The 26,887-nt window shown below is 38.4% G+C and carries 25 protein-coding genes; 13 read left to right on the forward strand and 12 right to left on the reverse strand.

Going from position 1 to position 26,887, the window contains the following annotated elements:
• Nucleotides 1-3: 3 nt before the first annotated feature.
• Nucleotides 4-543, reverse strand: coding sequence for a bifunctional pyr operon transcriptional regulator/uracil phosphoribosyltransferase PyrR (gene pyrR / locus CWD91_RS06675; RefSeq protein ID WP_103440198.1), 540 nt, complete (start codon nt 541-543; stop codon nt 4-6).
• 283 nt (nt 544-826) lie between these two features.
• Nucleotides 827-2,668, reverse strand: coding sequence for a 30S ribosomal protein S1 (gene rpsA / locus CWD91_RS06680; protein WP_103440199.1), 1,842 nt, complete (start codon nt 2,666-2,668; stop codon nt 827-829).
• A 262-nt stretch (nt 2,669-2,930) separates the two neighbouring features.
• On the opposite strand from rpsA, the gene CWD91_RS06685 reads away from it, so the two are divergent.
• The gene (locus CWD91_RS06685) at nt 2,931-3,308 is read left to right on the forward strand and encodes a LysM peptidoglycan-binding domain-containing protein (protein WP_103440200.1); all 378 of its coding nucleotides are present in this window, start codon (nt 2,931-2,933) and stop codon (nt 3,306-3,308) included.
• 104 nt (nt 3,309-3,412) lie between these two features.
• On the opposite strand, the gene cmk is transcribed toward CWD91_RS06685, so the two are convergent.
• Nucleotides 3,413-4,102 carry a (d)CMP kinase gene (gene cmk, locus CWD91_RS06690; RefSeq protein WP_103440201.1) on the reverse strand — a complete coding sequence of 230 codons (690 nt, stop codon included), beginning with the start codon at nt 4,100-4,102 and terminating at the stop codon, nt 3,413-3,415.
• A 203-nt stretch (nt 4,103-4,305) separates the two neighbouring features.
• On the reverse strand, nt 4,306-6,723 hold the full coding sequence (gene lon, locus CWD91_RS06695; RefSeq protein WP_192877643.1) for an endopeptidase La: 2,418 nt from the start codon (nt 6,721-6,723) through the stop codon (nt 4,306-4,308).
• Nucleotides 6,724-6,973: 250 nt separating this feature from the next.
• Here lon and CWD91_RS06700 point away from each other — a divergent pair, with 250 nt between their 5' ends.
• Genes CWD91_RS06700 through CWD91_RS06715 form a run of 4 tightly spaced genes read left to right on the forward strand, consistent with a single transcriptional unit; the run spans nt 6,974 to nt 9,900 of the window.
• Entirely contained in the window at nt 6,974-7,537 is a 564-nt protein-coding gene (locus CWD91_RS06700; protein ID WP_103440203.1) for an RNA polymerase sigma factor, read from the forward strand.
• Complete coding sequence (locus CWD91_RS06705; RefSeq protein WP_103440204.1) at nt 7,527-8,087, forward strand: hypothetical protein; 561 nt, start codon at nt 7,527-7,529, stop codon at nt 8,085-8,087. Before CWD91_RS06700 ends, CWD91_RS06705 begins: the two co-directional genes overlap by 11 nt.
• The gene (locus tag CWD91_RS06710; RefSeq protein WP_103440205.1) at nt 8,068-9,159 is read left to right on the forward strand and encodes a hypothetical protein; all 1,092 of its coding nucleotides are present in this window, start codon (nt 8,068-8,070) and stop codon (nt 9,157-9,159) included. The genes CWD91_RS06705 and CWD91_RS06710 overlap by 20 nt, the downstream gene beginning before the upstream one ends.
• 15 nt (nt 9,160-9,174) lie before the next feature.
• On the forward strand, nt 9,175-9,900 hold the full coding sequence (locus CWD91_RS06715) for a head GIN domain-containing protein (RefSeq protein ID WP_103440206.1): 726 nt from the start codon (nt 9,175-9,177) through the stop codon (nt 9,898-9,900).
• A 114-nt stretch (nt 9,901-10,014) separates the two neighbouring features.
• Here CWD91_RS06715 and CWD91_RS06720 read toward each other — a convergent pair whose 3' ends face one another.
• The 4 genes from CWD91_RS06720 to glgB form a co-directional block, all read right to left on the reverse strand.
• Nucleotides 10,015-11,343 carry an MFS transporter gene (locus CWD91_RS06720; protein WP_103440512.1) on the reverse strand — a complete coding sequence of 443 codons (1,329 nt, stop codon included), beginning with the start codon at nt 11,341-11,343 and terminating at the stop codon, nt 10,015-10,017.
• Between the two features lie 76 nt (nt 11,344-11,419).
• Nucleotides 11,420-12,229, reverse strand: coding sequence for a M48 family metallopeptidase (locus tag CWD91_RS06725; RefSeq protein WP_103440207.1), 810 nt, complete (start codon nt 12,227-12,229; stop codon nt 11,420-11,422).
• A 40-nt stretch (nt 12,230-12,269) separates the two neighbouring features.
• Nucleotides 12,270-14,669 carry a glycoside hydrolase family 31 protein gene (locus CWD91_RS06730; protein WP_103440208.1) on the reverse strand — a complete coding sequence of 800 codons (2,400 nt, stop codon included), beginning with the start codon at nt 14,667-14,669 and terminating at the stop codon, nt 12,270-12,272.
• A 99-nt stretch (nt 14,670-14,768) separates the two neighbouring features.
• Entirely contained in the window at nt 14,769-16,664 is a 1,896-nt protein-coding gene (glgB, locus tag CWD91_RS06735) for a 1,4-alpha-glucan branching protein GlgB (RefSeq protein WP_103440209.1), read from the reverse strand.
• Between the two features lie 179 nt (nt 16,665-16,843).
• Between glgB and CWD91_RS06740 the strand changes: the two genes are divergently transcribed.
• The 4 genes from CWD91_RS06740 to CWD91_RS06755 all read left to right on the forward strand — a co-directional run bounded on the left by CWD91_RS06740 (nt 16,844) and on the right by CWD91_RS06755 (nt 20,015).
• Nucleotides 16,844-17,428 (forward strand): collagen-like protein, encoded by a 585-nt coding sequence (locus CWD91_RS06740; protein WP_103440210.1) that lies wholly within the window; start codon nt 16,844-16,846, stop codon nt 17,426-17,428.
• Between the two features lie 152 nt (nt 17,429-17,580).
• Nucleotides 17,581-18,075 (forward strand): peptide-methionine (R)-S-oxide reductase MsrB, encoded by a 495-nt coding sequence (msrB, locus tag CWD91_RS06745; protein ID WP_103440211.1) that lies wholly within the window; start codon nt 17,581-17,583, stop codon nt 18,073-18,075.
• Between the two features lie 164 nt (nt 18,076-18,239).
• Complete coding sequence (gene lpdA / locus CWD91_RS06750) at nt 18,240-19,631, forward strand: dihydrolipoyl dehydrogenase (protein WP_103440212.1); 1,392 nt, start codon at nt 18,240-18,242, stop codon at nt 19,629-19,631.
• Between the two features lie 99 nt (nt 19,632-19,730).
• On the forward strand, nt 19,731-20,015 hold the full coding sequence (locus tag CWD91_RS06755) for a DUF3817 domain-containing protein (protein ID WP_103440213.1): 285 nt from the start codon (nt 19,731-19,733) through the stop codon (nt 20,013-20,015).
• Nucleotides 20,016-20,166: 151 nt separating this feature from the next.
• On the opposite strand, the gene aroQ is transcribed toward CWD91_RS06755, so the two are convergent.
• A complete protein-coding gene (aroQ, locus tag CWD91_RS06760) occupies nt 20,167-20,592 on the reverse strand; it encodes a type II 3-dehydroquinate dehydratase (protein ID WP_103440214.1) in 426 nt (141 codons plus the stop codon).
• A 266-nt stretch (nt 20,593-20,858) separates the two neighbouring features.
• Here aroQ and xerD point away from each other — a divergent pair, with 266 nt between their 5' ends.
• Nucleotides 20,859-21,761 (forward strand): site-specific tyrosine recombinase XerD, encoded by a 903-nt coding sequence (xerD, locus tag CWD91_RS06765; protein ID WP_103440215.1) that lies wholly within the window; start codon nt 20,859-20,861, stop codon nt 21,759-21,761.
• 36 nt (nt 21,762-21,797) lie between these two features.
• On the opposite strand, the gene CWD91_RS06770 is transcribed toward xerD, so the two are convergent.
• Nucleotides 21,798-23,090, reverse strand: coding sequence for an NAD(P)/FAD-dependent oxidoreductase (locus CWD91_RS06770; protein ID WP_103440216.1), 1,293 nt, complete (start codon nt 23,088-23,090; stop codon nt 21,798-21,800).
• A gap of 275 nt (nt 23,091-23,365) precedes the next feature.
• On the opposite strand from CWD91_RS06770, the gene CWD91_RS06775 reads away from it, so the two are divergent.
• Both CWD91_RS06775 and CWD91_RS06780 read left to right on the forward strand, forming a co-directional pair.
• Nucleotides 23,366-23,860: an RNA polymerase sigma factor gene (locus tag CWD91_RS06775; protein WP_103440217.1), complete on the forward strand. Its 495-nt coding sequence runs from the start codon at nt 23,366-23,368 to the stop codon at nt 23,858-23,860.
• A gap of 4 nt (nt 23,861-23,864) precedes the next feature.
• A complete protein-coding gene (locus CWD91_RS06780; RefSeq protein WP_103440218.1) occupies nt 23,865-24,512 on the forward strand; it encodes a hypothetical protein in 648 nt (215 codons plus the stop codon).
• On the opposite strand, the gene CWD91_RS06785 is transcribed toward CWD91_RS06780, so the two are convergent.
• Both CWD91_RS06785 and CWD91_RS06790 read right to left on the reverse strand, forming a co-directional pair.
• On the reverse strand, nt 24,509-25,312 hold the full coding sequence (locus tag CWD91_RS06785; RefSeq protein WP_103440219.1) for a lysophospholipid acyltransferase family protein: 804 nt from the start codon (nt 25,310-25,312) through the stop codon (nt 24,509-24,511). The genes CWD91_RS06780 and CWD91_RS06785 overlap by 4 nt on opposite strands.
• A 39-nt stretch (nt 25,313-25,351) precedes the next feature.
• Nucleotides 25,352-25,993, reverse strand: coding sequence for an NUDIX hydrolase (locus CWD91_RS06790; protein ID WP_103440220.1), 642 nt, complete (start codon nt 25,991-25,993; stop codon nt 25,352-25,354).
• A 101-nt stretch (nt 25,994-26,094) separates the two neighbouring features.
• Here CWD91_RS06790 and CWD91_RS06795 point away from each other — a divergent pair, with 101 nt between their 5' ends.
• The gene (locus CWD91_RS06795) at nt 26,095-26,814 is read left to right on the forward strand and encodes a peptidylprolyl isomerase (protein WP_103440221.1); all 720 of its coding nucleotides are present in this window, start codon (nt 26,095-26,097) and stop codon (nt 26,812-26,814) included.
• The last annotated feature ends 73 nt before the right edge of the window (nt 26,815-26,887 follow it).

Genomic DNA, 26,887 nt, shown 5'->3' on the forward strand with positions numbered 1-26,887 from the left:
GCGCTATGTCTTTACTAAATAAATTACATCCTCCCCATCATTCTCCTCCCACATTACCTTGACCTTTTCTCCATTTATCGCATCCACTTGCCGTCCCCTATAATTGGGCTGTATGGGTAAATGCCGGCTAAATCGGCGGTCGATCAAGGTTAACAACTCTATTTCCAACGGTCTTCCAAAAGATTGTATTGCCGTCAATGCCGCCCTAATACTTCTTCCTGTATAAAGTACGTCATCTACAAAAACTACTTTTCTATCCTCCACAAGAAAGTCGATTTTGGTCTTGTTAGCCTCCAGAGTCTTCTCGCCCCTTCTAAAATCGTCACGATAAAATGTAATGTCCAAAAAACCCAGATCGATCTTCTTTACCCCGTAATCCTCTTTAAGGATCTTAGCCAGACGCGATGCCAAAAATATGCCCCTAGGCTGTATGCCTATTAGAACAGTATTTTTAAAATCCAGATGATTTTCTAATAATTGACAAGCCAAGCGATGCAGGATAATATTTATTTCTTTGGAAGAAAGTAATACTTTTTGACTCATAGATGATTTGGCCAATGCTTTTGAATTACAAAAGTAGGGATTTCTATTTAATATTGGCGTTATAAAGACAAAAGACCTCCACAATACCGGACTAAGGAAATTGTACCGCCTTACAACCCGTTGAGAGCCTAGGAGTTGTCTATTACACTATAACTGAAAATCCCAAACCAAAAACAGATTGTGAGATAATCATATTAGTAAGGGATTTGTATTCCAATTCAATTTATTCCAAAAAAAAGCCCTGACAAATGCCAGGGCTTTCCTATATCAATAATCTAAAAGCTTACTTCTTCTTCTTGTCGTTAGCTTCCATTTTATCTTTCAACGCTTGCAAAGCTTCGTTTGCGTCACCTAAAGTAGGCTTGGCTTCGTCTGCAGATGCTGCAGCTTTCTTAACGGCCGCTTTTACATTACGTTGTTCCTCTTCTCTAAAAATAGCGGTATGACTAGCTACAACTCGTTTGAATTCTTTGTTGAATTCAATGATTTTAAACTCAGCCTCTTCACCTTTTACCAATTTCTTGCCATCTTCTTTTTCCAAATGACGTGATGGTACAAAGGCAACGATATCTTCGTTAAAATCGATTGTTGCTCCTTTATCCACTATTTCAGCTATACTTCCTTTGTGAACAGTGTCCAAAGCAAATTCAGTTTCGTACTTGTCCCAAGGATTATCAGTAGTTTGTTTGTGTCCTAAACTTAATTTACGACCATCAACATCCAACTCCAATACCTCAACTTCCAAAGTGTCACCTACAGTAACAAACTCGGATGGATGCTTAATTTTCTTGGTCCAAGAAAGATCGGAGATATAGATCAATCCGTCTATTCCTTCTTCCAATTCAACAAAAACACCAAAATTAGTGAAGTTACGTACAATACCTTTATGCTTAGATCCAACAGGATATTTGGTAGTGATATCAGTCCATGGATCTGGAGTTAATTGCTTAATTCCAAGAGACATTTTACGGTCTTCCCTATCCAAAGTCAATACTACAGCTTCAACCTGATCACCAACTTTTACGAAATCCTGAGCGGAACGTAAATGTGTGGACCAAGACATTTCGGAAACGTGGATCAACCCTTCAACACCCTCTGCAACTTCGATAAATGCACCGTAATCAGCGATAACAACTACCTTACCTTTAACTTTGTCTCCAATTTTAATGTCTTCGCTAAGAGCATCCCAAGGATGTTTCTCCAATTGCTTAAGACCTAATTGAATTCTAGACTTGTTCTCATCAAAGTCAAGGATAACCACATTCAGTTTCTGATCCAATTCCACCACTTCATTTGGATGATTGATCCTGCTCCAAGAAAGATCGGTAATATGCACCAATCCATCTACACCACCAAGATCTATAAAGACACCATAAGAAGTAATGTTTTTAACAACACCTTCCAATACCTGTCCTTTTTCCAATTGACCGATAATCTCTTTTTTCTGCTCTTCAATATCGGCTTCGATCAAGGCTTTATGGGAAACAACTACGTTTTTGAATTCGTGGTTTATTTTCACCACTTTGAATTCCATAGTTTTGTTTACATATTGATCGTAATCACGAATAGGCTTAACATCTATTTGTGAACCTGGCAAGAATGCCTCAATTCCAAATACATCCACAATCATACCTCCTTTAGTTCTGCACTTAACAAAACCACTAACAATTTCCTCTTTGTCATGAGCCGCATTTACGCGATCCCAAGCCATGATAGTTCTTGCTTTTCTATGGGAAAGTACCAACTGTCCACTTTTATCCTCACGGATATCGATCAACACCTCTACTTTATCACCAACTTTTAGGTCTGGATTGTAACGGAATTCGTTCAGAGAAATAACACCTTCAGATTTGGCATTTATATCAATAATTGCCTCACGCTCTGTTAGGTAAACTACCGTTCCCTGTACAACTTCTTCGTCTGCAGTATCTACAAAGTTTTCCGCCACCAACTCCTCAAACTCCTTTAGTTTGGTATCATCAACGCGCTCAATTCCTTGCTCATACTTGTCCCAATCAAAATTTGCCAAAAACTCTTTTGGATCCTGTACTGGGGCCTCTACTTTTGTTTCTTGTGTAGTTGCAGTAGTTTCCTCTACCTCAACTGTTGTTTTTTCTTCAGCCATTTGCTGATTATAAATTTGTATTCCATGGAGTTACAAGAGTTAACAATTACCACAGAAGAAGTTATATTGATTTTTTTTCGTCCCTTTTTTCTCTTGATACTTCGCTAAAAAAGGAGTGCAAAAATACAACTAAAAAATGGTTTCACAAACCTAAAAATGAGATGAGTGCCAATTACTTAACTATTTTGCACAAATTGATGAAAAACATGCCAAGATTTCCTATATTGGATTGTTAAATATTAACCGTTAAATAAATTCTATTATGAGTGTTAAAGCAAAGTATCAAGCTGTATTGAACCTAGGTGAGGAACTAAAAATAAAAGGTGGGGACGTTAGCGAAGAAGCAGGTATTCTAAAAATAAAAGGTCAGGCCGCAACCCAGTACGAAAAAAACCTTTTGTGGGATAAAATTAAAGAATTGGGTGGAGAAAATCCTTCTGATATCAAAGCGAATATTACCGTTGCAGACGAAAGTGTTTACCACAGGCACACTGTAAAAAGCGGAGAGTCTCTTAGCAAGATTGCCAAAAAGTACTACGGTGACCCTATGAAGTATAAGAAAATTTTTGAGGCTAACACCAATATCCTAAAAAATCCGGATGTTATTCATCCAGATCAAGTTTTAGTCATCCCTAACTAGATGCTGAATTAATTCATTTTGGGCGGAGTCTGGAGATTGGTCGAATTGGCCAATACCTTCATTGCTGCGCCCAAATTGGTATTTTACAAAATAAAAATTAACAATTATCCCCCTATTTTACGGAGCGCAAAATTATACATACGTTCCAACTGCTCCTTTAAACCCATATCGCTATTATCAAATTCTATGGCGTCCTCCGCTTTTCTCAAAGGCGAAAATTCACGATGTGAATCTATATAATCCCGGGTTTGAACATTTTTGAGCACTTCCTCGTAGGTTACCTTCTCCCCTTTTTCCAAAAGCTCTTTATATCTTCTAAAAGCTCTGGTTTCAGGAGATGCGGTCATGAAAATTTTAAATTCGGCATCCGGAAATACTACGGTACCAATATCCCTGCCATCCATTACTACCCCTTTTTTCTTTCCCATTTCCTGCTGCATAGCTACCAATTTCAAACGTACCTTCTCAATGGTAGCGATCTTACTCACTTGCTGTGAAACAGCCAAGGTTCTAATTTCATTCTCCACATTTTCCCCATTCAAATACATTTCTGAAAATCCAAGGGATTTATTGTAAACAAATTTAAGATCAATCCCAGAAAGAGCATTTCCCAAACCTTCCAGATCATCCCTTTTACCTCCAATAAAACCCTGCCGCATGGCAAAAAGGGTCACCGCCCTATACATGGCACCGGTATCTACATAAACATAATCCAGTGCTTTTGCCAACTGTTTTGCTATAGTGCTCTTTCCTGTTGATGAAAATCCATCAATTGCAATAGTAATCTTTCCCATGTGTCTAAAAATAATAAGAATTGCTCAATTCCATAGTATGGATAAGGCTAATGTTGACAATAAAATATCCCAAAGTTAATAAATTGGACCTATCCGGAATCTCCAACCGCTTTACGGTTTATTCCTTCCTCAAAAAACAAAACAAAAAAGTACCTAGCCCTTAATTGCCAGGTACTTTTGATAAAATAATTTTAAAAAATTACTTAGAGTTGCTTCGGATTTTTAACGGAATCGTTTGTAATGGCAATATCTATTACCTCCTGCATATCGGTCACATAATGAAAAGTAAGACCCTTTAGATAATCTTCCTTAATTTCCAAAATATCCTTCCTATTATCCTCACAAAGTATAATCTCCTTTATTCTTGCACGCTTAGCGGCCAATATTTTCTCTTTTATTCCCCCTACAGGAAGCACCTTGCCCCTTAAAGTTATTTCCCCTGTCATGGCCAAACTCTTTTTAATTTTTTTCTGTGTAAACAGGGACACCAAAGAGGTTAACATAGTAATACCCGCACTAGGTCCATCTTTTGGTGTTGCCCCTTCAGGAACGTGGATATGTACATTGTATTTATCAAACACCTCCGGATCTAAGCCATACCTATCCGAATTGGATTTAATGTATTCCATGGCTATAGTGGCAGATTCCTTCATCACGGTACCGAGGTTACCGGTAATACTTAGATTTCCTTTTCCCTTAGACAAAATGGATTCAATAAAAAGAATATCGCCACCAACACTGGTCCATGCCAATCCCGTAACCACTCCTGCCACATCATTATTCTCATATTTGTCCCTTTCCATACGTGCCGGACCCAAAATCTTTTCAATATCTTCCGAGGAAATCTTAAGGTTATACTCCTCCTCCATGGCAATGGATTTAGCTGCATAACGGACCATTTTGGCAATTTGCTTTTCCAAAGACCTAACCCCAGATTCCCTGGTATAGCCTTCAACAATTTTTTCCAATTGTGGCTTGCCAATTTTCAAATCTTTCGTGGACAAGCCATGTTCTTTCAATTGCTTTGGCAATAAATGCTTTCTGGCAATTTCTACCTTTTCCTCAATGGTATAGCCTGTTACGTGAATTATCTCCATTCTGTCCCTGAGGGCAGGCTGAATTTCACCTAGGCTATTGGCCGTAGCAATGAACATAACCTTGGATAGGTCGTAACCCATTTCCAAGAAATTGTCATGGAACTCATTGTTCTGTTCAGGATCCAAGACCTCCAACATAGCAGAAGATGGGTCTCCTTGATGACTATTGGACAACTTGTCTATTTCATCCAAAATAAAAACGGGGTTGGATTTACCCGCCTTTTTTAGGCTTTGAACTATTCTGCCTGGCATTGCACCTATGTATGTTTTACGATGGCCACGTATCTCTGCCTCATCTCTGAGTCCCCCAAGGGATATCCTTACATATTCCCTTCCCAAAGCTTCCGCAACAGATTTCCCCAAGGAAGTTTTACCAACACCAGGAGGTCCGTACAAACAAAGGATAGGCGATTTCATATCGTTACGCAGTTTTAAGACAGCCAAATATTCAATGATTCTCCTCTTTACATCTTCCAATCCATAATGATCTCTATCCAATATTTTTTGAGCTCTTTTTAAATCAAATTTATCCTTGGAATACTCGTTCCAGGGCAATTCTATAAACAAGTCCAAATAATTACGTTGGATGGAGTACTCGGCCACCTGTGGGTTCATCCGTTGCATTTTTGCCAATTCCTTGTCAAAATGCTCGGCAACTTCCTTACTCCACTTTTTCTTTTTGGCTTTAATCCGCATCTCATCCACTTCCTCTTCATATGAAATACCACCCAATTCTTCTTGGATAGTCTTCATTTGTTGATGAAGATAGTACTCCCTTTGCTGTTGATCCATATCGGTTCTAACCTTGGACTGAATGTCATTTTTCAGTTCCAGCTTCTGAAGCTCTATGTTCATGTATTTAAGTGTGGCCAATGCCCGATCCTGCAAATTACCTATCTCCAAAAGCTCCTGCTTATCCTTTACGCTCAAGTTGAGATTGGAAGAAACAAAATTGATCAAGAATGAATCGCTCTGAATATTCTTTATGGCAAATGAGGCCTCACTTGGGATGTTGGGATTATCCCTAATAATTTGCAGGGACAGTTCTTTAATAGAATCTATTATTGCCCTAAATTCCTTATTGTCCCTCTCTGGTCTTACTTCTTTTGTTTCCCTTACCGTAGCGGTGATATATGGTTTTTCTGTAAGCACTTCCGCCACTTCAAAACGTTTCTTGCCTTGAATGATCACCGTAGTGTTTCCATCGGGCATTTGAAGCACCCTCAAAATTCTGGCTACAGTTCCCAAGGTATTTATATCCTTTACCCCAGGATTTTCCGTTTCCTCATCCTTTTGGGAAACAACCCCGATTACCTTTGAACCGTTATTGGCATCCTTTATTAATTTAATGGATTTATCCCTTCCTGCTGTAATAGGAATAACCACACCAGGAAACAAAACAGTATTGCGCAACGGCAATATAGGCAAGGTTTCGGGCAATGTTTCATTGTTAATTTCCTCCTCATCCTCTGGTGTCATCAATGGTATTAATTCCGAATCCTCCTCGATCCCGTGCAATGACATAGTGTCAAATTTTATGTTTTTTGTTTTAGCCATATTCTTATATCGGTCATTCTGTCATTCACAGACAGAAAAATAATTTATATTCAATCCTAAATACACCCTCATTCCTATAAAAATAAGGAGGTTATGGATCTTGTTATTTCCTTTTAATTCTAATTGGGCAATTCTTATGCCAACAAGTCAAATCTTTTTATAAATAAACTGTAACATTCCCTAAATTACTTCATCTATTAAGCAAACCAATTTCTTTTTGAGCCTAGAAAAGACACATATTGATGAACTAATACCAATGTGCTTAAGTAGTAACAGACACGCACAAATGGAAGTTTACAATCGCTATTACAAGGGAATGTACAATGTTTCTTTTAGGATTGTAAAAGATAGCGCCATTGCCGAGGATGTTATGCAGGAATCGCTTTTAAGTGCGTTGACCAAACTTGATACCTTTAAAGGAGAAGTATCTTTTGGGGCCTGGTTAAAGCGCATTGTTGTAAACAACAGTATTCATCAATACAGGAAGCAATTAAAGCGTCAAGAAATTGATCTTGACAAAGTAATGTACAAGGTCGAAGACAATGATGGATATGTCCCAGATAATGGTATGATTGAACTAAAGGCTCAAAAAGTGATTGAAACCATGAAACTGCTAAAAGACAATTACAGAATTTCTTTGACCTTACATTTAATAGAAGGATATGATTATGAAGAAATAAGCGAAATCATGAATTTGAGTTATGCCAATTGCAGGACAATGATTTCAAGGGCCAAAGAGAGCCTAAGACAAAAATTAAATACGGTATACGATGGAAAATGACCATATAGAAAATCTGTTTAGGGAATTACAAGGCTCCTTTGATAAGGAAGAACCTACCGAAGGACATAAGCAACGGTTTTTAACAAAATTGGAGACCTCCTCAGCTGAAGGAAAAAGAGGAAAAAGGACTGGTATATGGTGGAAATCACTATCCATAGCTGCGACCGTGATTTTGCTTTGCACAATTGGATTTGATTTATTTAACCCATCCCCAAGTGTACAACAACAAGTTTCAAAAATTTCACCGGAAATCACCAACACCGAATACTACTTTGCAAGTTTAATTGAGGAACAGGTAAAAAAAATGCAAAGTGAAAATGCACCTGCAACACAGAAGTTGATTGCCGATACCATGACTCAACTTAGGACGCTGGATAACGATTACAAAGAAATGGTGCAGGATTTATTAAATGGCGGAAATAGCAAACTGATATTAAGCGCCATGATTACCAATTTTCAAACCAGAATTGATCTATTGAATGAAGTATTGGAGCAAATAGAAGAAATAAAGATTTTAAAAAACTACAAAGATGAAAATATTACAGCTTAGATATATGCTCGCCATATCATTGATTATTCCTTTCATGTTATTTTCCAACAACGATATACCCAGGGGCAAGTATACCAAGGAAAAAACCATTAAAAAAGAGTACAACGTAAATTCGGACGCCCTTTTGAAAATCTCCAATAGCTACGGCAGTCTAAATATAACCTCATGGAACGAAGATAGGGTCACGATAGAGGTGCATATTAAGACCACAGGGGACAATGAAGACAAGGTGCAAAGTAAGCTTGATGGTATTACAGTGGATTTTGAAGCCAATAACAATATGGTTTCCGCTTCAACTATCTTCCACAAGGAAAGAAATAGTTGGGGCTGGAACTGGGGCAATAACAACAACGTAAATATGCAAGTGAACTATACGGTTAGAATCCCTATTAAAAACAGCGTTAACCTCAGCAACGATTACGGCAGCATAATTCTGGATAGGATAGACGGCCACGCCAAAATTAATTGTGATTATGGCAGGTTGGAAATTGGGGAACTACATGGCAGAAGCAACCAGTTGTCCTTTGACTATACCTCCAAATCTACCATTGGTTATATAAACAGTGGCAAAATCAACGCAGACTACTCCGGTTTTACCATTGAAAAGGCAGGAAACCTAGATATTGTTGCGGACTATACCAATGCTACCATCCACACTATGAATGACCTTTCCTATGTTTGCGATTATGGTAATTTGGAAATCGGGAAGGCCAAAAATATTCAGGGCAATGGCGATTATGTAAATGTAAAATTAGGGGATATCCATGGTAATGTGGATATAAAATCGAGCTACGGGTCCGTGAAAATAGACCAGATGGCCTCTGATGCCAAAAATCTTCAAATAAGTAGCGATTATACGGGTATTAAGATAGGTTACTCACCTGAGTATCATTTCAATTTTGAAATTGAAACCGAATATGCAGGAGTAAGTGGCAAAGATGATTTCGAAACAAACATAAGCAAGGAAAAATCCAACACAAGCTACTACCAGGGTTATCACGGGAGTCAAAATAGTGGTAATCTGATGTCTATAAATAGCGAATACGGCGGAATATCGTTCATAAAAAAATAATATTAAATTATAAAAATGAAACAATCAACAACTATCCTCATCATATTATTTGCCATGGGTGCTTTGACCGCTCAGAAAAATAAAAAAATAAGCGGTAATGGCAATGTGACCACCATAGAAAGAACCACATCGGATTACGATCATATTGCAATTTCCGGTTCATTTGAAATTGAACTAGTGGAGGGCCGTGAAGGCAAAATTATCCTAGTAGGGGATGAAAATATTTTGGATCATATCATCACCGAAGTTACCAGCAATAAATTAGTAGTAAAAGTTGAAGAAGGGTATAACCTGAATCTATCCCTTTGGAAAAAAGGAGTTTCCATAACCATTCCCGTAGAGCATATTAACAGTCTATCTTTGTCCGGATCAGGCGATATTGTTGGCAAAAAGACGATAAAAACAGATTTTTTTGAAACCTCGATGTCCGGCTCGGGAGATATCGCATTAAGTTTGGATGCCACTTCGGTAAAAGCCAGTATGTCAGGATCTGGAGATATGGCCTTAAGTGGAATTACCACCAATTTTGAAGCATTTATTTCAGGATCTGGAGATATCAATGCCTATGACCTTATTGCAGATAATGTAGTAGCCACTGTTTCGGGTTCGGCTAATATTGAGGTTACCGCCAACACGAAACTAGATGCCAAAGTATCGGGATCCGGCGATATAGATTACAGAGGGAATCCTGAAAAAATAAGTAGTAAAGTTTCAGGTTCCGGAGATATCACCAAACATTAATTTACAATATTATTGCTATCCAATAATTATTGTTGCTGGGCAAGGTTTTGTTTTAAGGTACTGTCCATAAGTTGAGCTGTAACTATGCTCGCTGTAGGAATTCATCCTAAGAGTTTAATAATCCTTGACCTTGTTTACCCTGGTCAAAAGAAATGCGCCACCTAAAAAAAACAATCCCAATAATATTATGGCATATCGCATGCTTCCAGAATATTGTGCTGCAAAACCATACAAAAAGGTACCGATTACAATTCCTATCTTTTCCGCTACATCATAAAAACTGAAGAAAGAGGCCGTATCTTTAGTGTCTGGAATAAATTTGGAATAAGTTGATCGCGAAAGCGCCTGAATCCCTCCCATAACAATTCCAACGCAGCCTGCGGCTATATAAAAATCTATGGGTGTAATTAGAAAATAAGCATAAATGCATATTATTACCCACAATATATTAACTACAATAAGTGTCCCAATATTACCGAATGCTTTGGAAGCCCTAGCCGTTAGGGTAGCCCCTAAAATTGCCACCAACTGAATAAGTAGGATGCTTATAATTAATCCAGTTGTGCGTTCGGAATCCGAATGCCATTGAATCTCTTCTTCCCCGAAATAGGTCGCAATCAGCATAACGGTCTGTACCGCCATGCTATAAACAAAAAATGCACCCAAATATCGCTTCAATTTTTTTTGTGCCCCAAGTTGATGCCAAACACCTCTTAGCTCCCTAAATCCATTTAGTATTATATGCCGCCTTTCCCCTTCCCTTTTAAAACCTTTTGGCAGAAAATAAAAGGTGTACTGTGCAAATACTATCCACCAAATACCCACCGATAAAAATGAATACCTCATAGCTTTTATTTCGGCAACACCATTAACATCGGATTCAATACCAAACAAATTGGGTTCCATTACCATTGCCAAATTAAACAACAGCAAAATAACACTCCCAGCATATCCCAATGAAAAACCTTTTGCACTGATGCCATCTTGTTGTCCTGGAAAAGCAACATCCGGCAAATAGGAATTATTAAAGGCAAAACTCACCCAGAAACCTACCAGTCCAAAAAAATAGCAGATGAGACTGAAATAAATATTATCCAAAGAAAACCAATATAACCCAATACAGGACAATGCCCCCAGGTAACAAAATAATTTCATAAATAGCCTTTTATTACCCAAATAATCGGAGATGCCGGACAAAATTGGCGTAATAACGGCTATGAACAAAAATGCTGCCGAGGTTACATAACTTATTAAGGGAGCCCTAGCAATTTCCCCACCAAAGACAACTACCTTCTCAATTTCGGCCACCCGAAACAAGGCTCCGTAAAAAATGGGAAATATTGCCGAAGAAATTACAAGACTATAAACTGAATTTGCCCAGTCATAAAATGCCCAGGCATTCAACAATTTTTTACTGCCCTTTTTTGGAAATGTTCTAGCCATACATAAAAAAAAGCTGCCCCATAAAAAGAACAGCTTCATAAATGAAATTACTTTATAATTCTTATTCTAAAAACCACTATTGAAATGAGGTAACACCAAATTTTGCAGCTTCTTGTTTTGCCAATGGTGCCCATTGGGTAAGGTTGGCGATCCGCGTATCATTTGATGGGTGTGTACTTAAAAACTCTGGTGGTGCGGCACCTCCACTATTGGCCTTCATTCTTTGCCAAAGTTCCGCAGCCTCATCCGGATTATAACCGGCAATGGCCATAATTTGCAAACCAATTCTATCGGCTTCCGTTTCATGACTTCGACTAAAAGGAAGCATTATCCCCACTTGGGATCCAATGCCATAAGCTTGGTTAAATATGTTCCTTTTTTGTTCGTCCTGAATAGCCACATTACCAGCTACTGCTCCCAATTGCTGTAAGGTACCGGCACTCATGCGCTGTGCACCATGATCGGCAAGGGCGTGGGCCACTTCATGCCCCATTACCACGGCAACCCCTGTTTCACCTTTACAAATAGGTAGAATGCCAGTGTAAAAAACAATTTTACCTCCAGGCATACACCAGGCATTGACGGTTTCGTCATTTACTAAATTATATTCCCATTTGTAATCCTTCAAATAACCGGGATAACCGTTGGCGGTCAACCAACGTTCGGCGGCAGCGGAAATACGTTGGCCTGTTCTTGTAATCATTCTAGCGTCCTCGGTCCCTGTTATTACCTTGTTCTCACCAAGAAATTGGTCATATTGAGCAAAAGCCGTTGGAAAAATCTGACTATTGGGGTAAAAATTCAAAACCTTCTGCCCCGTAAAAGGATTGGTCTTACAAGCCGCAACTCCTAAAAAGACCATTATTATTAAAACAATTTTTTTCATCTTGGAATTATGTATTTATTCATCGAAAATTACAAAAAAATTAGGCGCCAATAATGTGCAACACAGTAAAATCTTTGCTCAAATGAATATTATTATTGCCATTTAACTTCACTTCCTTTAAATCAACAATCTCATTATCTACCTGTATTTGCTTTATTTTAAAGGGCAATCCATGAAGATTCATTTTAAAGGTTTTATAGGAAGTAATAAAACTACCGTCCTTAAACTGTTGGATCACCAATTCATTTTCTTTACCTTTAAAATTAAAGTTTCTAAGACTGTACCTGCCTTTTTTGTAGTCATATCCGTCCTCACCATCTTCGTAAACGGTTGAAGTTTCCACTCCTTTTTTATAATATACGTCCAGAACCAGTTCTTTAATTTCCAGTTCCCCAACATATTGCTGGACCGGATATTTAGGAATCATGGCCCCTTCCTTAATGAAGATCGGGATTTTATCCAAACCGGCTACCACCCATTTCTCCATGCCACCAACAACAGCTTCATTGGTCCAATAATTATACCAGGTACCTCTAGGAATGTACATCCTACGACCTTGGGCATTGGGTTCCTGTACTGGACATATTAAAATTTGCTCCCCAAAAATAAATTCATCTGTCCTAAAATGGGTCTGATGATCCTCCTGATCAAAATGCACCAACGGCTTTAACATTGGCACTCCCTCTTTGGAATACCTGTAGAACATAGTGTACAGATACGGTAACAATTGATAGCGTAATTCAATAAATTTACGCACTATACTGGTTACTTCGTCATCAAAAGACCAAGGCTCTTGATCTCCGTGATCACCACTGGAATGAACCCTGCAGAAAGGATGAAACACTCCCAACTGAATCCATCTCGCAAACAGCTCCCCATTGGGTTGCTCTGCAAAACCACCAATATCCGAACCTATGAACGAATACCCACTCATACACATCCGTTGGGCCTGTACATTTGCAATCCATAAGTGTTCCCATGTGGCAACATTATCTCCGGTCCATGTAGATGAAAATCTTTGGGTTCCAGCAAATGCGGCCCTGGTAATTACAAAAGGTCTTTTTGGATAAACGTATTTTTTTATTCCCTCATAGGTAGCACGTACCATCTGCATTCCGTAAACATTGTGGGCCTTCCTGTGCGAACAAGGATGGCCATCATAATCATGACGGGTATCCAAAGGTGCTGTCTTGGTGGGCACCTCCATAACGGCCGGCTCATTCATATCGTTCCAAACGGCATGTACGCCAATTTCGGTCATCATCTCCTTATAAAGTTCAGCCCACCATTCCCTTACCTTTGGGTTGGTAAAATCGGGGAAATTACATTCCCCTGGCCATACCTTACCTTTCATAATAGCACCATCGGCCCTTTTACAGAAATAATCGTTTTCTACACCCTCTTGATATACCCAATAATCCTTATCGATCTTAATCCCGGGATCGATCATAACCACAGTCTTAAATCCCTTCTCCTCCAAATCGGAAATCATCTTTTTGGGATTGGGAAAACGGGATTTGTCCCATGTAAAACACTTAAATCCGTCCATATAATCTATGTCCAAATAAATGGCATCACAAGGGATTCTCAATTTTCTAAAAGTTTTGGCCAGTGCCCTAACATTGCTTTCCGGATAATAGCTCCATTTGGATTGATGGTAGCCCATGGCCCACATTGGAGGCAATTCCGGGGTCCCTGTTAGATTTGTATAAGACTTTACCACTTGGCTCATTTGCGGGCCATAGATAAAATAATAATTCATCTCACCCCCATCTGCCCAAAAGCTGGTTACGTTTCTTCGCTCGTGCGCAAAATCAAAATTGGTTTTAAAGGTATTGTCAAAGAAAATACCGTAAGACTTATTATTATGTAACCCAATAAAGAAAGGAATTGCCTTGTATAACGGATCTTGATCTTTACCATAGGCATATTGGTCGGTTACCCAGTTGCTTACACGCTTACCTTTTAGGTTTGAATGTGTGGCCTTATCGCCCAAGCCATAGAAACTTTCAGCGTTTTGGGTAATCTTACTCATTTTTACGGAATTCCCCCCAAACTCATAGTTTTCCTCCCAATGAAAACCAAGTTCATCCTCATTAATGATATTGCCCTCCAAATCCGAAATCTGTATCCTTAAGGTCTTTTTATCGACCAATACCCTAAGTTTCGCAGTATGTACCAGATATTCCGTTGCATTCTCCTCTACCTTAAGGTGATTAAACCCCAAACTCACATCTTCACTGATCGAATAGGAGAAGTCAGGTTCAAAAATATTTTCGGTAGCATATCTAAACCTAAATATACTATCACGCAAAATTGTCATCTCTAAAACAACCCCGTTTGAAGTAGTAAAATACAATTTATCCGTATCCCTGCGGTACTCGACAATTGTATTGGGGTATAAATTGCCTTTGTATTCAAGTTCAGTATTGGTGATCATGGTTTGTTATTTTTGCGAATACAAAAAAAAGACATTCACCCGAATTAACGAAATGATATGCTTCGCATTTATAATCAATTGCGCTAAAAGACCTCATAATCACTTAAAAACGACTACTCCAAGTGGTGGAATAGTGATTTCCACGGACTTATCGTATCCATGCCATGGAGTTTTACTTATTTTTAGTGTACCATTTTTCATTCCAGTACCACCGTATTTTGTATCATCACTATTAAAAATTTCCTTTAATTGTCCTGTTTTGGTAATTCCCATTCTATATTTTTCCCTTGGAACAGGAGTAAAATTACAGGCTATGTATACATTTTCTTTGGGATTAAGTCCTTTTCTAATATAGGTCAAGACCGAATTGGCATGATCCCCATAATCTATCCATTGAAAACCTTCGGGACTAAATTGTTTCTCGTATAGGGCAGGATACTCTTGATAAAGTTTATTCAAATCCTTTATCAGATTTTGGATTCCAATGTGAAAATCATATTGCAGTAAGTGCCAGTCCAAACTTTTTTGAAAATTCCATTCTGAAGATTGCCCGAATTCACCGCCCATGAAAATTAAATTAGCGCCAGGATGGGTATACATGTACCCAAAAAGCAATCTTAAATTGGCAAATTGTTGCCATTCATCTCCCGGCATTCTGTATAACAGTGACTGTTTACCATAAACCACTTCATCATGTGAAAATGGGAGCATAAAATTCTCGGTAAATGCATAGGTGGCACTAAATGTCAAATCATTTTGATGGTGTTTCCTGTAAACAGGTTCCTTTTTAAAATATTCAAGCGTATCGTGCATCCATCCCATCATCCATTTCATTCCGAAACCCAACCCTCCCATACTAACTGGTTTGGACACCATAGAAAAGGAAGTAGATTCTTCTGCAATCATCTGTATTCCTTCAAAATTGGAATAAACGGTTTCATTTAATTCCCTTATAAATGAAATGGCCTCCAAATTTTCATTGTTCCCATATATATTGGGCTCCCACTCACCTTCTTCCCTGGAATAATCCAAATATATCATGGACGCCACTGCATCTACCCGTAGGGCATCAACATGGAATTGATCCAACCAAAACATGGCATTACTGATCAGGAAGGCCCTAACCTCATTTCTACCGTAATTAAATATTAGACTTTTCCAATCTGGGTGATATCCCCTTCTACTATCAGGGTGTTCGTAAAGATGGGAACCATCAAAAAATCCCAATCCATGTGCATCCTCGGGAAAATGAGAAGGCACCCAATCCAGGATTACCCCAATTCCATTTTGATGCAATGTATCTACCAACATTTTAAAGCCTTCAGGTTTTCCAAATCTAGAGGTTGGGGCAAAATAACCTGTTAATTGATATCCCCATGAAGGATCATAAGGGTACTCCATGATGGGCATAAACTCCACATGTGTAAAATTCATTTCCTTTACATATTCCACAAGATCCTTGGCAAATTCTGAATAGGTCAGATAATCATTATTCGATTTTCGCTTCCATGAGGCCAAATGCACCTCATACACCGCATATGGTTTATCCAGGGCATTTTTGTCCTTTCTTGTTTTCATCCATGTACTATCCGTCCATTCGTGTTTGGCATCCCATACAATTGAGGCTGTCATTGGAGGGTGTTCACAACTTCTGGCGAAAGGGTCAGCCTTTTCCGTAACTACTCCATGATTGGTAGAATGAACAATATATTTATATAAAGTACCCTGTCCCAATTCGGGCACAAACCCTTCCCAGATACCACTTCCGTCCCAACGAACATTGAGTTGATGATCTGCTTCATACCAATTGTTAAAGTCGCCCACCACCGAAACAGACCGCGCAGACGGGGCCCAAACAGCAAAATAAGTACCCTTTACTCCGTTGACCTCTATGAGATGGGACCCCAACTTTTCATATAATTTGAAATGTTTACCGGCCTTAAAAAGATTAATATCAAAATCTGTAAATAAACTATAGGATACTACTTTGGTCATGATTACGTTATTTAGTGCAATATTAGACAACTTTGGTCCGTATCTTTGATACAAGAACCCTAAGTTTTAACTAAAACCTAACTTTGCAAGTATAGATATAAAAATTGGAACGCTTTTTGAAACTACTATAAAAATACAATAACAATTATACAATTCGTTAAAACTCTAAAATAAATATTATGAAAAAAGTTACCTTATTACTCGGCGCATTTATTGCTTTATTTTTTATCTCCTGCGAAGGACCGGCAGGACCTCCAGGCTTTGACGGTTTTGATGGACAGGATGGATTGGACGGACAAAATGGACAGGATGGTATCCAAGGACAGGTATTTGAAGTGGACAATGTCAACTTCAACTATGATGCTGGAGGAGATATCTTTACCTATATTATAACATTTGCCGATTTTACCAGTTTTGAGGTCTTTGAATCGGACGCGGTTTTGGTCTACAGATATGATGGAACTGTTGATTATCAAGACAACACGAGCGCAGATGCTTGGAGCTTAATTCCACAAAATTTCTTTCTACCGGAAGGTACCATTCAATATACAAATGCCCATACCTTTATAGACGTGGAATTATTTATTGACGGAAATTTTAATCTAGCCAATTTAGACCCAGATTTCACAGACAATCAATTATTCAGAATTGTTATTCTTCCTAGCCAATTTGCAGAATCGAAATTGGACAAATCAAATATCAATGCGGTAATGAGGACTTTGGGTGTTGAGGAGAAGAATGTACAGCGCTTTAAGTTAAATTAGAGGTTGCCTAATAATTTTCTTAGCCCTTATTTCCCAACGGAATTAAGGGCTATTTTTATATTTTGAAACCTCAACTATAAAATTCCCGTACATATGTATTGCAAGGAAACTTCAACATTTCCGTCTAAATCATTAAAAAAAACAAAAGTCAAATGAAAAAAATAATATTTGCACTTTGTATCGTATTCATTGGATGCAAAGGAACTTCACAGGAAAAGGAAGTATCCAAAATAGATTCCAAAAAAAAGGAGCAGTTTAAAGTTACCAAAACCGAAGCTGAGTGGCGTAAACAATTAACGGATATGCAGTTTTATGTGCTGCGCAAGGCAGGTACAGAAAACCCTGGATCAAGCGAATTACTGAAGAACAAACAAAAAGGTATTTATACATGTGCCGCCTGTGGGACGGAACTTTTTAAAAGCGAACACAAGTTTGATTCCGGAACGGGATGGCCTAGTTTTGACAGGGAGATAAAAGGAAATGTTTCCTTTGATGTGGATTACGATTTAGGCTATGCCAGAAAAGAAGAACACTGTGCAACTTGCGGTGGTCACCTTGGTCATGTTTTTAACGATGGCCCTAAAAATACCACTGGCGAGAGGCATTGTATCAACGGGGCGGCCTTAAACTTTGTCCCGGAAAAATAGGCCTGTCCAAAAGTTAAAAAAAATTACGTATTGTATTGGGCTGGCCAATTCATTCATTTGGGCCAGCCTTATTTATTCCAATTAATTTAAAATGGCATCCGTGTGAATTCAGTATGGTTTTGTAACTTTGCCACTTCATAATTTATTTATCAAAAAAAATACAAATGAGCAATTTCGATATTATTGTATTAGGTAGTGGTCCTGGAGGTTATGTAGCCGCAATCAGAGCCTCTCAATTGGGATTTAAGACTGCCATTATAGAAAAAGAAAATCTTGGTGGCGTTTGTTTAAATTGGGGATGTATCCCTACCAAAGCATTATTGAAATCCGCTCAGGTTTTCGAATATTTGCTTCATGCAGCAGATTACGGACTTAAGGCGGAAGGTGTGGACAAGGACTTTAACGCTGTAGTAAAAAGAAGTAGGAATGTAGCGGAAGGCATGAGCAAGGGCGTTCAATTTTTGATGAAAAAGAATAAAATTGAAGTCATTAATGGTTACGGAACCTTAAAACCGGGCAAAAAGGTGAGTGTTAAATCTGATGATGGTAAGGAAACCGAGTATTCGGCCAATAATATCATTATTGCTACCGGTGCCCGTAGCCGGGAACTACCAAGCTTACCACAGGATGGCAAAAAAATTATAGGTTACCGCGAAGCCATGTCTTTGGATAAACAACCAAAGAAAATGATAGTAGTAGGTAGTGGAGCCATTGGAATAGAATTTGCCTATTTCTATAATGCCATGGGTACGGATGTAACCGTAGTGGAGTTTTTGCCAAATGTTGTACCAGTAGAGGACGAAGAGATTTCAAAACAATTGGAACGCAGTCTTAAAAAGACAGGTATCAAGATTATGACCTCATCAGAGGTAACAAAGGTAGACACTTCCGGTGCTGGGGTGAAAGCCACTGTTAAAACTAGCAAAGGCGAAGAAGTTCTTGAGGCCGATATTGTTTTGTCTGCCGTGGGTATTAAAACCAATATCGAAAATATTGGCTTGGAAAATGTTGGAATTGCTACGGATAGGGATAAAATTTTAGTAAACGATTATTACCAAACCAACATTCCCGGATACTTTGCCATCGGTGATGTTACCCCGGGACAGGCTCTGGCCCACGTTGCCTCGGCAGAAGGTATTCTATGTGTTGAAAAAATAGCGGATATGCATGTAGAGCCATTGGATTATGGCAACATCCCAGGGTGTACTTACTGCTCTCCGGAAATTGCCTCGGTCGGACTGACCGAAAAGCAGGCCATTGAGAAAGGATACGAAATAAAGGTTGGTAAATTCCCATTTTCGGCAAGTGGAAAAGCCAGTGCTTCTGGTAACAAGGACGGATTCGTAAAAGTAATATTCGACGCCAAATACGGCGAATGGCTAGGATGTCATATGATCGGTGCCGGAGTTACGGACATGATTGCCGAAGCTGTTGTGGCCCGTAAATTGGAAACCACTGGACATGAAATCTTGAAAGCGGTACACCCCCACCCTACCATGAGTGAAGCGGTAATGGAGGCTGTTGCACATGCCTACGGGGAAGTAATACATATATAATTAAAGGCTTATTGGTCCTTAACAAATTTAGACCCGTCAGGTTTTAAAGCCTGACGGGTCTAAAATAATACTCTGATCACGAACACCACCGAAAAAATTATGTTGAAGATTTTCAGTTTGACCGCAATTCTCGAAGGTATTTCCTATTTATTGCTTTTTGGCGTTGGAATGCCCTTAAAATATTTGGCCCAAATACCTGAACCTAATATCTATATTGGGTATGCACATGGATTTCTGTTCATGGCCTATGTGGTCCTGGCCATACTGGTATGTATTGAAAGAAAGTGGGACTTAAAGATGTTTGCTATCCTTTTTATTGCCTCCCTTGTTCCTTTTGGGACTTTTTATATAGATAAGAAGTATCTAAAGCCACAGATGGCATAAAAAGTGAACAGTCTTTGGTAAACAGTCCTCAGTGTGCAGAGAATAGTGCCGAGTGAGGTGGTTACAGATTAGTCTATAATAATCCCAGCAATTAAAAAATCACTGTTTTCAATTTTGGATGGCAATTGATTTCTTCAATCCAACAACTACTTTAGCCCTTATTTAAAAAGCTTTGAATGGCCAGGTCGTAACCTTTTAGCCCAAAACCTAAAATAACGCCTTTGGCAACAGGGGAGATATAGGAGGTGTGTCTAAACTCCTCACGTCCAAAAGTATTGCTAATATGCACCTCTACTACAGGGGTAGTTATACCTTTTATAGCATCGCCGATACCAATGGAAGTATGGGTATAGGCACCAGCATTTAAAACAATGCCCTGATATCCTTCAAAGCCACAATCGTGTAATTTATTAATGATTTCCCCTTCTATGTTGGACTGATAATATTCCAATTGCACATCTTTAAACTGGAATTGCAGGTTAGTAAAATACTCTTCAAAAGTTGTTCTTCCGTAAACCTCTGGCTCGCGTTTTCCCAAAAGGTTAAGGTTTGGTCCGTTGATAATTATGATTTTCATGTGCTAAAAGTAATAAATAGTAATTCATAAAAAAAGAGGGCCAAATAATACTTTTGGTCGCTTCCTTACAAGGGAAAAACAATCATTTCCACAGCCACCCCAATTGGACACTTAAATTAGCTTAAATATAGGATTCTACATCAAACATATTTGCCTGACATAAGAAGCCATAATCATTATAAAATAAATGTAGAATATCCCCTAAAAATTGGAGTTAAGACGAATTAATCCTATTTCAACCCAAAAAAGTACTTTATATTTAGCCCATGAATTGGAAGCAGGCCCTTCATGATTTTCAGCATTACTTGAATTTGGAACGAGGTTTATCCAAAAATTCCATTAGTAACTACGTTTTGGACGTTGAGAAATTAATATTGTTCCTAGAAAAGCACCAACTTGCAGACACCCCTTTACAAATTAAAAAAGAGACCATACAACAATTTATTTATGAGCTGGCCAAGCAGGTAAATCCCAGGTCCCAATCAAGGATAATATCCGGATTAAAAAGCTTTTTCAATTACTTGGTCTTCGAGGATTATCGCAAGGACAACCCCATGGAATTAATAGAATCCCCAAAGATTGGCCGCAAACTCCCGGATACACTTTCCGAGGGTGAGATCAATGATTTAATTGGGGCTATTGACCTTTCCAAGCCTGAAGGGGAGCGTAACCGTGCCATTTTGGAAACACTTTATGGGTGTGGACTAAGGGTTTCCGAACTTCTTGGCCTAAGACTTTCCGATCTTTATTTTGAGGAAGACTTTATTAAGGTAACCGGAAAAGGAGATAAACAACGCTTTGTTCCCATTAGTGAAATAAACAAGAAATACATAAATATCTATAGGAAAGAGGTACGCATACATATGGCGATCAAAAAAGGTTTTGAAGACATTCTATTTTTGAATCGCAGAGGAAGACAATTAACACGTGCCATGATATTTACCATTATAAAACAACTTGCCGTGGATATTGGACTTCATAAAAGCATAAGTCCACATACCTTTAGGCACTCTTTTGCCACCCACTTATTACAAAATGGGGCCGATCTGCGAGCCATTCAACAAATGTTGGGACACGAAAGCATAACGACTACCGAGGTATATATGCATGTAGACCGTACACATTTGGCTGAAGTTATGAACAAGTACCACCCGAGAAAGACGGATTAGCCAAGCTTAAATATTGATTTTGACTAATAGTGCTCATTAATCCTTAAAAGCACTGTAATCCCTATTGAAGGGCCTAATAATCAATCGAGCTTCCCTGTCGAACCTAATATAGTTGTACACCCAATTCACAAAGACGATCATTCTGTTTCTAAACCCGATAAGAAAGAAAAGGTGCACGAACATCCATACAAACCAAGCAAAAACCCCTTGAAATCTAATATTTTTCATGTCCACCACTGCCTTGTTCCTGCCAATAGTGGCCATACTCCCCTTATCCTTGTAGACAAATGGCTCCAAGGGTTTGTTTTCAATTAAGCGCACCAAATTCTCACCCAAGTTCCTTCCCTGTTGCATGGCCGGCTGAGCCATCATTGGATGCCCTTTTGGGGTTTCTTTGGTTTGCATACAGGCTACATCTCCCACAGCGAAAATATTGTCATGACCAATGATTTGATTATATTGATTCACTGGCAGCCTACTTCCGCCCAACAAAAGATCTTTGGCATTTAAACCTTTAATCTCAACACCTTTAACTCCTGCCGCCCAAACCAAGGTTGCCGTTTCAAAATCAGCCTCTGTATCTGTCGTCACTGTTTTGCCATCATAACCTGTTACCCTCGTATTTTTCCATATTTGCACCCCAAGACTTTCCAAAAAGTCCTCCGCTTTTTGCGAGGCTTTTTCACTCATTTCCTTAAGGATTCGTTCACCGGACTGTATTAGGTGTATCTGTACCCTTCTGGTATCCAAATCAGGATAGTCCTTAGGTAGGATTCCTTTTTTTATTTCTGCCAAGGCACCCGCCAATTCAACTCCTGTAGGACCTGCCCCTACTATAACGAAATTCATTAGGGCATCCCTTTCATGATATTGATCTGTAAGTAATGCCTGCTCAAAATTTTCCAAAATCAAACTTCGAAGATTTAGGGATTCCGGTATGGTTTTCATGGCCATACTGTTTATTTCAATCTCCCTATTCCCATAGTAATTTGTTTCAGAACCAGTTGCAATCACTAAATAATCATATTCCAAGGTACCAATATTGGTCACAATGGTATTTTCCTCCGTTTTTATTTCCTCCACGTTGGCCAGCCTAAAGAAAAAATTGGTAAAGCCCTTTAAAACCTTGCGTATAGGATACGCAATGGAATCTGGCTCCAGCCCTCCGGTGGATACTTGATATAGTAGTGGTTGAAAATTATGGTAATTATGTTTATCCAAAAGTACTACCTGTACTTCCTTATTTTTTAATTTTTTGGCCATGGAAATACCTGCAAAACCACCGCCTATAATAACAATTCTTGGAAAACTAGTCTTAGGAATATTCATACTCGTAAATATGGTTAAAAATAAACATTCGCCAACTAATCAAGAAGAAGAAAATTAGTTTTCAGTATATTTAAGCCCCCCAAATTTCAATTAATATGCATCTTTGATTTTTTTTATTTATTAAATATCCATATCTCTATTGTCTTAACAAGCTGTTTCTTGACATAAGTCATTCTACAAATTGGAATACAGGTATTGAACTTAATATTTCTGAATTTCCTTTGTAACAAAACTTAATTTATGGCTACTAATCATCAACTAACTACTAAAACCGAGTGACCAAAGATTTGGAACATCAATTCGTGACAGAATTAGAGTGCAATCAGAATATTGTACACAAGGTCTGTACTTTGTATACCAATGACAGGGATTCCCATAATGATTTATTTCAGGAAATAACAATTCAATTATGGAAAGCCTACCCCAAGTTTAGGGGCGAATCCAAATTTAGTACTTGGATGTACCGGGTTGCACTAAATACGGCGATTACACTTTATAGAAAATCTAAAAAAAGTGTACCGACCCAGGATTATGAATCGGTCATTTTTAAAATAAAAGCAGATGAATATGACCCTACCGAGGAACAACAACTTAGATTAATGTATAATGCGGTAAAACAATTGGGAGACATAGACAAAGCTTTGGTCTTTCTTTATTTGGAAGACAAGGACTATGCAGAAATATCACAAACTTTAGGTATTACCGAAGTAAATGCCAGAGTAAAGATGAACCGAATAAAGAATAAGCTAAAAACCATATTAAATCCCTAGGTATATGATGGATGAATTGGAATTATTAAAAAGGGATTGGCAAAAAAAGGACAAACAATTGCCACATATCTCCTTTGACGAAATTTATAAAATGATATGGAAGAAATCCTCTTCTATCGTTAAATGGATTTTCTTCATAAGTATTATTGAATTTGCCTTGCCCCATTTATTGTACTTTCTACCTTCCATGTCCAAAAGTTTGGCAGTATGGAAAGATTTGGGCCTCGGAAATTTCTTATTGGTTTCCAACGTAATTCAATATTCCGTGGTGCTGTTTTTTATCTTTCAATTCTATAAAAGATACAAGGAAATATCGTCATTGGACAATGCCAAACAACTATTGTCCAACATCTTAAAGACTAGAAAGACCGTTAAATACTATGTCATTTTTTGTTTATCCTTAATATTCGCGTCCTTTATGGTAATGGCCGTTGGAATATATTTGAACGAGGACCCAATGGCCGCCATGGGCTATAGCTACAGACCGGAAAATATTTCTCCCGAAAAATTAAAGACCACTTTGATTGCCACGGTAGTTGTTCTAGGGGTTGCTGTTACCCTGGTAATGGGATGCATCTATTTTTTACTATATGGAATACTCCTAAAGAAACTTAAAAAGAACTATAAGGATCTTAGGGACATGGATATTTAAACCCTGAATTTTCTTTTTTTGTTTTCCTCTTCGTAAGCCATCAATTCACTTTTGGGAATAACTTTCAGGAAAGAAGGGTGTTGCTCAATGGCATATTCCAATTTTTCTATTATGGAGTCAAAAGATTCATTTTCGTAGTCGATCTCCAAAGGCTCCTTAATCACCATAGATTGTAGAATTCCCTTCTTCTTAATGCGTAAACCCTTTTTATCAAATGATCGGCGAAAACCATCTATAACCACAGGAACCACAATAGGTTTGTATTTTTTAATAATATGCGATGTTCCTTTTCTCAAAGGCTTCCAGGGTGTTGTAGTACCTTGAGGAAAGGTAATTACCCAACCGTCATTAAGGGCCGTACCAATATTGGATATATCGCTAAATTTAACCTTGCGGTTAACATCCTTGCCTTCAGATCGCCAGGTGCGCTCCACGCTTATAGAACCGGCATAGGCCAAAATCTTGGTCAACAGACTTTTTTTCATGGTTTCCGCTGCGGCCACATAATACATATTTAACTTGGGCTGCCATATGTATCCTAGATTTTTTATGGAATCTTCACGACCACTTAAACTAGCATTAAAAACATGGAACATTGCCACAACATCGGCAAAATAAGTCTGATGGTTACTTACGAAAAGTACATTTTGTGGTGGCAGTTTTCGAATAATATCGGACCCCTCGATTTCAATAGTATTAAATCCCCTATATCTTTTATGGGTAATAACGGCCAATAGACGTATAAGCCACTTTTTTAACAACAAATTATGTCCAAACGGATTTTTCTTAAACAAGCCCATATTTTTTTGGTTAACATTCAAAATTACAAAATAAGTGCCTTATAACACCTGTCTAAACATTTCCTTAATTTCGTTCAGCATCATTGCCGTTGCTCCCCAGACTGTATAACCATTTAGTTTAAAGGCAGGTACCTCCACATTATTGGCGTATGATGTATTCAAAATTTGTTGGAATATTTTCTTATCGTCCATAAAATCCTGTAAAGGAACCTCTACTATGGCCGCAACCTCATCGGCTTGCATTAAAAATGGTTCCTCCTTTTTATACAACCCCAAATATGGAGTGACTTCAAAATTGCTAGGAGGGATATAGATTTCACTCATGGAACGGATTACCGTTATTCGCTCCCGAACGGCCCCCACTTCTTCCTGGGTTTCCCGCAGTGCAGTTTCCAATAGATTAAGGTCCTTCTTTTCCGCCTTGCCACCCGGCAGCCCAATTTGGTTACTGTGAATGCCCTTATAGGTATTTCTTAATATAAGGAGAAGATTGGTCTCGTTGGCTACATTTGGGTAAAAAAGGGCCATAACTGCTGCACGTTTGGGATTTTTCTTTATAATTTTACCCTCCTCCAATTCCTTTAACCTGAACAAAGGGGCCATTTTATAATGCGAAGCGTTCCCTGGAAGTTCTAGATTTTCTATTTTTGATATTCTATTGGAAAATTCGTCAAAATTCACAAATCCTATTTTTTGTATTTTTCAGCAAATTAATTAAAAACAACCGTCCATAAGAGGGATAGTTATCATTTAACACACTAATATAAAATAATACAAAGTACATGGCAATTAAAGAGATTTCACTTTTTGGAATATTGTTTTTGTTTCTTTTAGGGAGCTGCAAAGATCAGCAGTCCCCAAAGGAAAAAGTCCTACCCCAAAACAATGTAAAAAAAGATAGCGTTATTGCCAAGGAGCCAGCTTTGGCTGAAGAAGAGGAGGAAAAGCAGGCCTTTGAACTCAATGAGGATAATGCCATTGAATTTTTCTTTAACTACAACAAAACCTTAAAAGAGGATAAGGTAAAACTTACCACTAGTATGGGAAACATAACCATTCAATTGTTCGACAACGTCCCCTATCACAAGGCCAACTTTATCTACCTTAGCAAAATGGGGTATTTTAACAACACCTATTTTCACAGAGTAGTGAAAAATTTTATTATCCAAGGAGGAAATGCCGACAATGTAGAAACCGCGGAAAAAAGGTCTAAAATAGGGCGCTATTTATTGCCCCCTGATACAAGAAAAGGCCACAAACACCATAGGGGAATCGTATCCATGCCCAGCAGTGAAATAAACAATCCCCATAAGTTGGCATCGCCCTACGAATTTTTTATTGTGGTTACCAAGCCTGGATCTTATCACCTGGATGGCGGGTATACCGCATTTGGGAAAGTTATTGAAGGAATGGATGTTGTTGACGAAATTAACAGCCAACCGGTGGACAACGGGGACTGGCCTTCCCAAAACATATATATACTAAAAGCGGAAGCGTTTTAATAATCTATAAAGATTTAATAGCGATCAATCCGAAAGTTTTCCACTCCAAGTACCTGAATATTTAACCAATTTA

It is taken from the genome of Arenibacter hampyeongensis (assembly GCF_002909255.1).
In the GTDB taxonomy this organism is placed as follows: Bacteria; Bacteroidota; Bacteroidia; order Flavobacteriales; family Flavobacteriaceae; genus Arenibacter; species Arenibacter hampyeongensis.

Coding starts and splice junctions, on each gene's coding strand:
- CWD91_RS06755 (WP_103440213.1), top strand. CDS start 19,731: ATGTTGAAGATTTTCAGTTTGACCGCAATTCTCGAAGGTATTTCCTAT.
- CWD91_RS06770 (WP_103440216.1), bottom strand. CDS start 23,090: ATGAATATTCCTAAGACTAGTTTTCCAAGAATTGTTATTATAGGCGGT.
- xerD (WP_103440215.1), top strand. CDS start 20,859: ATGAATTGGAAGCAGGCCCTTCATGATTTTCAGCATTACTTGAATTTG.
- CWD91_RS06780 (WP_103440218.1), top strand. CDS start 23,865: ATGATGGATGAATTGGAATTATTAAAAAGGGATTGGCAAAAAAAGGAC.
- CWD91_RS06705 (WP_103440204.1), top strand. CDS start 7,527: ATGGAAAATGACCATATAGAAAATCTGTTTAGGGAATTACAAGGCTCC.
- CWD91_RS06685 (WP_103440200.1), top strand. CDS start 2,931: ATGAGTGTTAAAGCAAAGTATCAAGCTGTATTGAACCTAGGTGAGGAA.
- CWD91_RS06725 (WP_103440207.1), bottom strand. CDS start 12,229: ATGAAAAAAATTGTTTTAATAATAATGGTCTTTTTAGGAGTTGCGGCT.
- lon (WP_192877643.1), bottom strand. CDS start 6,723: ATGTCATTGCACGGGATCGAGGAGGATTCGGAATTAATACCATTGATG.
- CWD91_RS06730 (WP_103440208.1), bottom strand. CDS start 14,669: ATGATCACCAATACTGAACTTGAATACAAAGGCAATTTATACCCCAAT.
- cmk (WP_103440201.1), bottom strand. CDS start 4,102: ATGGGAAAGATTACTATTGCAATTGATGGATTTTCATCAACAGGAAAG.
- aroQ (WP_103440214.1), bottom strand. CDS start 20,592: ATGAAAATCATAATTATCAACGGACCAAACCTTAACCTTTTGGGAAAA.
- lpdA (WP_103440212.1), top strand. CDS start 18,240: ATGAGCAATTTCGATATTATTGTATTAGGTAGTGGTCCTGGAGGTTAT.
- rpsA (WP_103440199.1), bottom strand. CDS start 2,668: ATGGCTGAAGAAAAAACAACAGTTGAGGTAGAGGAAACTACTGCAACT.
- CWD91_RS06720 (WP_103440512.1), bottom strand. CDS start 11,343: ATGGCTAGAACATTTCCAAAAAAGGGCAGTAAAAAATTGTTGAATGCC.
- CWD91_RS06785 (WP_103440219.1), bottom strand. CDS start 25,312: ATGGGCTTGTTTAAGAAAAATCCGTTTGGACATAATTTGTTGTTAAAA.
- msrB (WP_103440211.1), top strand. CDS start 17,581: ATGAAAAAAATAATATTTGCACTTTGTATCGTATTCATTGGATGCAAA.
- CWD91_RS06740 (WP_103440210.1), top strand. CDS start 16,844: ATGAAAAAAGTTACCTTATTACTCGGCGCATTTATTGCTTTATTTTTT.
- CWD91_RS06710 (WP_103440205.1), top strand. CDS start 8,068: ATGAAAATATTACAGCTTAGATATATGCTCGCCATATCATTGATTATT.
- pyrR (WP_103440198.1), bottom strand. CDS start 543: ATGAGTCAAAAAGTATTACTTTCTTCCAAAGAAATAAATATTATCCTG.
- CWD91_RS06795 (WP_103440221.1), top strand. CDS start 26,095: ATGGCAATTAAAGAGATTTCACTTTTTGGAATATTGTTTTTGTTTCTT.
- glgB (WP_103440209.1), bottom strand. CDS start 16,664: ATGACCAAAGTAGTATCCTATAGTTTATTTACAGATTTTGATATTAAT.
- CWD91_RS06715 (WP_103440206.1), top strand. CDS start 9,175: ATGAAACAATCAACAACTATCCTCATCATATTATTTGCCATGGGTGCT.